This window comes from Bacillus cereus group sp. BfR-BA-01356, assembly GCF_022663635.1.
GTDB lineage: Bacteria > Bacillota > Bacilli > Bacillales > Bacillaceae_G > Bacillus_A > Bacillus_A cereus.
Window position 1 is genome coordinate 1 of sequence record NZ_JAKUFX010000203.1, and the last position, 6,444, is coordinate 6,444.

Genomic DNA, 6,444 nt, shown 5'->3' on the forward strand with positions numbered 1-6,444 from the left:
CTAGAAATATCTTGAGACGTCCAAGTATTTTCTTTATTACTGGACTCTTATTAGAGAGTAAAACTAAGCCTGAGATAGGGCTTAAATATTAATATACGAGGGGAATGGAAATGTCATTAGTCAAAAATCTGAAAGAAATGCGAGACAAGGCTATTGATGAAAAGGTGTTGGAATTTGCCGAAGAAATGGAATCTGCAATAATTGAAAGCGCGAAAAACGGATATGTAGGTTATAACTATAAAATTCATAATGAAAATCAAGATAAGCATATTATGTGTTCGGAATTATTTATAAAAAAGTTACGAACATTGATGGATGGTGTAAATGTTGAATTTAAGAAAGAAGAAAAGAAGAGTATTTTAGGAATAACTTACTATGAACATTACATTCACTTTAATTGGAAATAATAATTTCTTTATAAAATAAAAAAGAAAAAAGCAACTTGTATTGGGGACAAGTCACTTTTTTCGAATGGCAATGTTACATCTATTATACCAGGACAGATGTAACAGCTAAATGAATAAAAAACACAAATTTTAGACAAAATTCGAGATTACAAATGAATACAGTCCGGCTAGAAAACTAGAGGACACCAATTCATTAAAACGGCAATTCAAGCTGTTTTAGGAATAGGTGTCCTTTTTATTTTGAAAAGGGAGATGGGGAAATGAAGGTGTTAAAGGATCAGCTACGTGAATGGAAAAAGCAATCAATACAAGTAAAGAAGAAAAACAAGAAAAACCGAAAAGAAAAATTAAGCACTCGTGACATTGAAGATTTAATGGGGATTCGTGGCCCGCGTTATGAACGTAGACGTGGAGCATTAAGACAAAAATAATAACAATGGAGGAATTTAATATGAATAAACAACTATCATTCAAGATGCCAATTGTGGATGGAAAAAGAACAAAACAAGAAATCGAAAAAGTATTTAATGAGTATCGTAGATATTTAGCAACTATGCCATGTGATATGCTGCCAAAAGTGACAGCGTCGTATTCTATTGTTCCTCCATCGAATACAAATGAGTTTAATAGTTCGACTGAAAATATTGCAATAGAAAGAATAGAGTATGAACAAGAACGAAATAAATTTATGAGTTGGTTGTATGACGGTGTGAATCGTCTAAGAGATGATGAACGTGAAGTGATTGTGAAATTTTATATGGAACATGATTCTGGATATGATCAAGATATCTGGATGGATTTAGGTATAGGTAAAACGAAATATTATAAGTTAAAAGGACGAGCGATATTGCGTTTAGCTTTCAATCTAAAAAAAGAGGTGTTTCAAAAAACGCGTAAACAAAAAGAGGGGCAAAGTATATGAATATTGTACAGCCGATTCGAGATAAAGAAATAATACAAGAAATAAAAGAGTTCTATAAGGAACAGAATGAGAGGAACTACATTCTGTTTCTTCTTGGTATTAATACAGGATTCAGAATATCGGATATATTACGGTTACGTGTTCGTGATGTAGAAGGCTGGAATATTGTGATACGCGAAAAGAAAACAAGGAAGATCAAAGATGTGAAGATGCCTTCAGAGCTGAAGAGAGCTATCAGAAATTATACTGAAGGAAAGCCAAAGAATGAATACCTAATTAAGAGTAGAAACGGAAAAAATAAACCAATTACTCGTGCAATGGCATATGTAATATTGAATCAAGCTGCTGAAGAGTTTGGATTGGAACGTATCGGTACTCATTCACTTAGAAAGACATATGGCTATCACCATTACAAACAATTTAAAGATGTAGTTGCCTTGCAAAAGATGTTAAATCATACAGATCAGAAAGAAACATTGAGATACATTGGAATGGAGCAAGATACATTAAATGATTATCAAAGGAAGTTTAGAATCTAGCTCCTTTATTTTTTTAACACTTATTGAATTAGCTTTAAACTGAAAGTGTCAAATTCATTTTTATAAAATGCGAAAGAGATTGGTATATCTAAGGTTAAACGGAATAGGTGAATTTAACACAATCCAGATTATAGCTAATTCATTTTCAAGGATTAAAGAACATATTTATTCAAAACTATGCGAAAAGAGGCTGAAAAACGATGTGAAAAAATACATAAATCAAAAACGCGAACTATTCGTGAACTATCTGCGGACTATTTGCGAACGATTTACGGACACGTTTTTGTTTTTAACATGATATATTTGTATTGTGAGAAGTGGCGGAAAACACAACTCACTATGTTGTTCTTATATTTCTAAACGGTTCGTAATGACGGCACATAAAATCCGAAACCAGCAGATGGTACTGATTGGATGTTACCGTTAATAAGGAGAGCTTTTGCTCTTCTTCCAGTTACTTAATAGTGTAGGTGCAGAGGGATGTAGCAACATTAAGTAACTGGGAAAAGAATAAAACTTCACGTACCGCAATAGAAAGACAAATTAATAATCCAGAGAAAGGCATCCATTCGGGTGCTTTTTATTTTTGAGGAGGATGAAGAATGGAAGCTAAAACATTAGTATTTAAACCTGTAAAGCAATATAAGATTGATTCGAATAAAATCCAAACATTAGATGATGTGATTGCTATTTTAAAAAATGTAACGATATACGTGAATGGTGAAGAAGCATTAGAAGGTCTTGAACATTTAATTGAAAAGGATGATGAATGATGAAATTTAAAGATATGGTTGAATGTATGGATAAGAATTGTAGAACTGTTGTTGTTGCTAAACATGTTGACGGATTAAAGTGTGTTAGATGTGGAGGTCCAACAAGACCAATGAAATTTGCGCCACTTGAAAAACAGGAAGAGGAATTAGGACTGATTGAACAAACTATCCTTATTAATAAAAGGAGAGAAATTTATAAAGAACTTATACAGCTTGCTCATTTAATAAGAGATAAGAAACATGATATTAAGGTGATGGCAGGAATGTTCAGTTGTGAGGGACAGAGTGTGGTGGAAGATTTTCTAATTGATGTTATAACATCAAATGAGCTGCCTTCGGATATTGTTTTGTCGAAGGAAACGGAACAGTACCTATTAAAAATAGGGATTGAAGAGTTATTGAAGAAACCTCAAGAAGTAGATGCGGAAAAGTTGGCTAAAGGAATTCATGAAACGATGCTTGAGAGAGTGAATGTAAATGCAAATAGACTTTAATAAACTGGAAAAAACAATAATCATCGGCATAATCCTTCGCGCTCTTCGTAGTAAAAAGAAGATAAAAAGGTATGTGGGTTTAGAGCGGTTACCAGATTTAATTCAAGTGTTAGATGAATTGCAAGAGAGTACAACATTTGAAGATAGAGAAGAAGCTTTAACAAGTCTAATCGATAAGTTGATTGATGATTTGTTAGAGGAAGGTAAGAGGTGATGTAATGAACTGGTTAGACTTCCTTATAGGCTGCTGTGTAGGTTCTTTATTTGGGATTATATTTTGTTCTGTACAAGATATTAGATCGGTAGGTAGGAAAGGAATGAAAGCGGACGGACATGTAATTTATAGATGTTTACTTTGTAAAACTGAACGTAAGTTAAAAGTCCATAAAAAAGATTATTGCGAAGTAAAAGTTTGTCCGAATTGCCTTGGAGTTTCTGTAGACATTTTTAAAATCGCTAAGTACAAACAAGTTGGTGAGAAATAACGATGGATAAAGAACATCTTATTCAATTAATAAAAGAAGATAAGCTGATGAAGTTCTATAAATCTAAAGAATGGAGAGCTTTACGATTAAAAGCAATTGAGCGAGCTAAGAATGAATGTGAGCATTGCAAACAGGAAGGAAAGGTAACGACACGAGATACACTTGATAAACGTGGGCGTAAGACGAAGATGGATGTGAACCATATCAAACCGGTTAAGACTCATCCGCATCTTGCGTTAGAATTAGATAACCTTGAATACATTTGTGTACGTCACCATAACATTGCTGATGGTAAGGACAAGATGATTAGCAATAGTGAACCTAAGTTCATGAATGAGGAACGGTGGTAGCTATGATAATTGTGGATGGTAGTTGGACATTCGATACTGACTTAATGATTCAATACGCTGAGAAGGACGAGCGCACGTCATATGAGCGTGACATGCTTAATCAGTTCCGAAAGTATTCTTACTGGCGTTACTGTCAAATAAGAGACTGTGTGAACCCAAGAAAGTGCAAACGACTTAAACTTAATGATGTTAGAGAAAGATTGCGAGAAGAAGAGAATTTAATATTTACAAAGGATATTCTAAAGATTTCTAGTGAAGAAGTCTTTTTTATTTTGGATTTTATTGAAGGATACTTTGAATTAATTTCTTAAACACCCCCCGGTCAAAAAGTTTGGCTTTTACTAGGAGGACCATTCAACGGGGGGAGGTGGTGAGAAAATATATTTTTTATTTTTTTAAGTAAAGGGGGGGTATAGTTGCGAAAACTCTCAAAAAAGATGCAAGTTAAACAAGATTTATTACAACAATTGGAAAATGAAGAAATGGACAGTGCGGTGTACATTGATTTGGTTGATAAATACATGGCATTGTGGGATGCATCGAAAGCATTGGAAAGAGAATGGAAGAAAGAACGTATGGTTACATGGGATAACGGTGGAGGGCAAAAAGGAATTAAGCCTAATCCAGCCGGAAAGGAATACCGGGAAACTATTCGTAGTATGACAGAGTTAATTAAAAAGATGAATTTGCAAAATCCAAATACAGGTGATGACGATGACGAATTATAAGTATCATCCCTATATTGATAACTATATAGATATGGTTGAAAGTGGCCAGGTGAAGTCATCGAAAGAAGTCAAACTATTAATGGGACTTCTAAAGAAGAAACTCAGCCAAAACAACATTGTTATCAATCATGATGAAATTACAGAAGCAAAAGAATTTATTGAAAGGTATTTTTCGTTTGAATTATTACCACATCAAGATTTTATTTTGGCTTGCTGTGTAGGTTTGTTTTATGATGACGGAACGCTTGTGTTTAATGAGTTTTTAATTTTGATGGGCCGTGGTGCTGGAAAAAATGGTTTCATTGCAGCGCTTGCTTTCTATTTAGTTAGCAAACAAGGGATTCGAGGATATAACGTTGATATTGTAGCTACTTCAAAAGAGCAGGCTTTAACGTCGTTTATGGATGTTCATGATGTATTAGAAGAGTACAAAAAGAGAATGAAGAAATTCTTTAAATGGACGTTAGAAAAAATAGTATACAAGAAAACAAAATCGAAAATTAAATATTATACGAACAACGCTAAGACAAAAGATGGTTTACGTCCTGGGGTTGTTATTTTTGATGAAATTCATGCCTACGAAAGTTATGACAACATCAAAGTATTTACATCAGCATTAGGGAAGGTACAACATCCACGCCGTTTTTATTTGACTACAGATGGAGATGTACGTGGCGGTGTACTAGATGATTTTAAAGATGTGGCTAGGCAAGTTTTGAATGGGGAATTACCCAATTCACGTATGTTTCCGTTTCTTTGTAAATTAGATGATGAAAGCGAAGTGGATGATTTTGAAATGTGGGAGAAAGCAAACCCTTCATTACCTTACTTTCCTCATTTGAAGCAAGAGATGGAAACAGAATATGAGAACATGCAAACTAGACCTTCCGCACGGATTGAATTCATGACAAAACGTATGAATTTACCGCAAGAAGAAACGATGTTCTCTGTAGCAAGTTGGGAGCAAATAAAAGCTACTGATCAAGAGTTTCCATTGGAGGAATTAAAAGGACAGACTTGTGTAGGTGGTATTGATTTCTCGGATATTAATGATTTTGTTGGTGTAGGTTTGTTATTTAAATATAAAGGGAAAAGGTACTGGAAACATCATACTTTTATTAATCGTCAAGCATTAAAGAATAAAAACTTTAAAATTGATATTCAAGTAGCAATAGATGAAGGGCTTGTAACGATTATCGATGATGTCATTAATAAACCAGAACATATTTTAGGTTGGTTTATTGAACAAGCGAAAATATACAATATAAAATCAATCGCTTCTGACTTATACAGGATTAATTATATTAAACAAATCTTTGAAGAAGCTGGTTTTCATCTTGAGATAGCTCGTAGTGGGAAGGTAACACATACCAAGCTACAACCTGTAGTGGAAGAAATGTTTGCAACAGAAAGTATTGTATACGGTGCAGATCGTATGATGCGTTGGTACACAAATAATGTATATGTGGATAAAGATTCAAAAGGAAATATTAGTTATGAAAAAATTGAACCTTATTTACGTAAAACGGATGGGTTTATGGCGTTAATACATGCTCTAACTCTAGATGGAATGTTAAAAGAAGGAATCCCTATTACAAAAGATACCATTAAGAAAATGTTTAGAGTATTCGGTGGTTAAAAGACCAACTATGAAAAGTCAAGGGGACATTTTCAAAAAATATTGCTAGAGGATTTTGAAAATAAATCCACTGGATTCGATAGGAAGTGGCTAAACGTCTTCATAAA

The 6,444-nt window shown here is 33.7% G+C and carries 12 protein-coding genes; all 12 read left to right on the forward strand.

Annotation, left to right across the window (positions count from 1 at the left end; all coding sequences use genetic code 11):
* The first annotated feature begins 110 nt into the window (after positions 1 to 110).
* The 12 genes from MR168_RS31755 (at position 111) to MR168_RS31810 (ending at position 6,337) form a co-directional block, all read left to right on the forward strand.
* Positions 111 to 407: a hypothetical protein gene (locus MR168_RS31755; RefSeq protein WP_137072755.1), complete on the forward strand. Its 297-nt coding sequence runs from the start codon at positions 111 to 113 to the stop codon at positions 405 to 407.
* Between the two features lie 260 nt (positions 408 to 667).
* Positions 668 to 838 carry a hypothetical protein gene (locus MR168_RS31760; RefSeq protein WP_242291736.1) on the forward strand — a complete coding sequence of 57 codons (171 nt, stop codon included), beginning with the start codon at positions 668 to 670 and terminating at the stop codon, positions 836 to 838.
* 20 nt (positions 839 to 858) lie between these two features.
* Positions 859 to 1,329 (forward strand): ArpU family phage packaging/lysis transcriptional regulator, encoded by a 471-nt coding sequence (locus MR168_RS31765; protein ID WP_001041469.1) that lies wholly within the window; start codon positions 859 to 861, stop codon positions 1,327 to 1,329.
* Positions 1,326 to 1,868, forward strand: a complete 543-nt coding sequence (locus MR168_RS31770) for a tyrosine-type recombinase/integrase (RefSeq protein WP_001028515.1) — start codon at positions 1,326 to 1,328, stop codon at positions 1,866 to 1,868. The genes MR168_RS31765 and MR168_RS31770 overlap by 4 nt, the downstream gene beginning before the upstream one ends.
* Before the next feature lie 602 nt (positions 1,869 to 2,470).
* On the forward strand, positions 2,471 to 2,641 hold the full coding sequence (locus MR168_RS31775) for a hypothetical protein (protein WP_181032146.1): 171 nt from the start codon (positions 2,471 to 2,473) through the stop codon (positions 2,639 to 2,641).
* Positions 2,641 to 3,135 (forward strand): hypothetical protein, encoded by a 495-nt coding sequence (locus MR168_RS31780; RefSeq protein ID WP_242291737.1) that lies wholly within the window; start codon positions 2,641 to 2,643, stop codon positions 3,133 to 3,135. Before MR168_RS31775 ends, MR168_RS31780 begins: the two co-directional genes overlap by 1 nt.
* A 73-nt stretch (positions 3,136 to 3,208) precedes the next feature.
* A complete protein-coding gene (locus tag MR168_RS31785) occupies positions 3,209 to 3,349 on the forward strand; it encodes a hypothetical protein (RefSeq protein ID WP_242291738.1) in 141 nt (46 codons plus the stop codon).
* A gap of 4 nt (positions 3,350 to 3,353) precedes the next feature.
* Positions 3,354 to 3,620, forward strand: coding sequence for a hypothetical protein (locus MR168_RS31790; protein ID WP_086423737.1), 267 nt, complete (start codon positions 3,354 to 3,356; stop codon positions 3,618 to 3,620).
* 2 nt (positions 3,621 to 3,622) lie between these two features.
* On the forward strand, positions 3,623 to 3,970 hold the full coding sequence (locus MR168_RS31795) for an HNH endonuclease (protein ID WP_088068584.1): 348 nt from the start codon (positions 3,623 to 3,625) through the stop codon (positions 3,968 to 3,970).
* Positions 3,971 to 3,972: 2 nt separating this feature from the next.
* Positions 3,973 to 4,281 carry a hypothetical protein gene (locus MR168_RS31800; RefSeq protein WP_088068586.1) on the forward strand — a complete coding sequence of 103 codons (309 nt, stop codon included), beginning with the start codon at positions 3,973 to 3,975 and terminating at the stop codon, positions 4,279 to 4,281.
* A 105-nt stretch (positions 4,282 to 4,386) separates the two neighbouring features.
* The gene (locus tag MR168_RS31805; RefSeq protein WP_021727588.1) at positions 4,387 to 4,698 is read left to right on the forward strand and encodes a hypothetical protein; all 312 of its coding nucleotides are present in this window, start codon (positions 4,387 to 4,389) and stop codon (positions 4,696 to 4,698) included.
* Positions 4,685 to 6,337 carry a terminase TerL endonuclease subunit gene (locus MR168_RS31810; RefSeq protein ID WP_348980683.1) on the forward strand — a complete coding sequence of 551 codons (1,653 nt, stop codon included), beginning with the start codon at positions 4,685 to 4,687 and terminating at the stop codon, positions 6,335 to 6,337. Before MR168_RS31805 ends, MR168_RS31810 begins: the two co-directional genes overlap by 14 nt.
* Positions 6,338 to 6,444: the final 107 nt, after the last annotated feature.

Excerpts from the sequence above, each read along its gene's own strand:
- MR168_RS31810 (WP_348980683.1), top strand. The coding sequence starts at position 4,685 with ATGACGAATTATAAGTATCATCCCTATATTGATAACTATATAGATATG.
- MR168_RS31795 (WP_088068584.1), top strand. The coding sequence starts at position 3,623 with ATGGATAAAGAACATCTTATTCAATTAATAAAAGAAGATAAGCTGATG.
- MR168_RS31775 (WP_181032146.1), top strand. The coding sequence starts at position 2,471 with ATGGAAGCTAAAACATTAGTATTTAAACCTGTAAAGCAATATAAGATT.
- MR168_RS31755 (WP_137072755.1), top strand. The coding sequence starts at position 111 with ATGTCATTAGTCAAAAATCTGAAAGAAATGCGAGACAAGGCTATTGAT.
- MR168_RS31765 (WP_001041469.1), top strand. The coding sequence starts at position 859 with ATGAATAAACAACTATCATTCAAGATGCCAATTGTGGATGGAAAAAGA.
- MR168_RS31790 (WP_086423737.1), top strand. The coding sequence starts at position 3,354 with ATGAACTGGTTAGACTTCCTTATAGGCTGCTGTGTAGGTTCTTTATTT.
- MR168_RS31800 (WP_088068586.1), top strand. The coding sequence starts at position 3,973 with ATGATAATTGTGGATGGTAGTTGGACATTCGATACTGACTTAATGATT.
- MR168_RS31770 (WP_001028515.1), top strand. The coding sequence starts at position 1,326 with ATGAATATTGTACAGCCGATTCGAGATAAAGAAATAATACAAGAAATA.
- MR168_RS31760 (WP_242291736.1), top strand. The coding sequence starts at position 668 with ATGAAGGTGTTAAAGGATCAGCTACGTGAATGGAAAAAGCAATCAATA.
- MR168_RS31780 (WP_242291737.1), top strand. The coding sequence starts at position 2,641 with ATGAAATTTAAAGATATGGTTGAATGTATGGATAAGAATTGTAGAACT.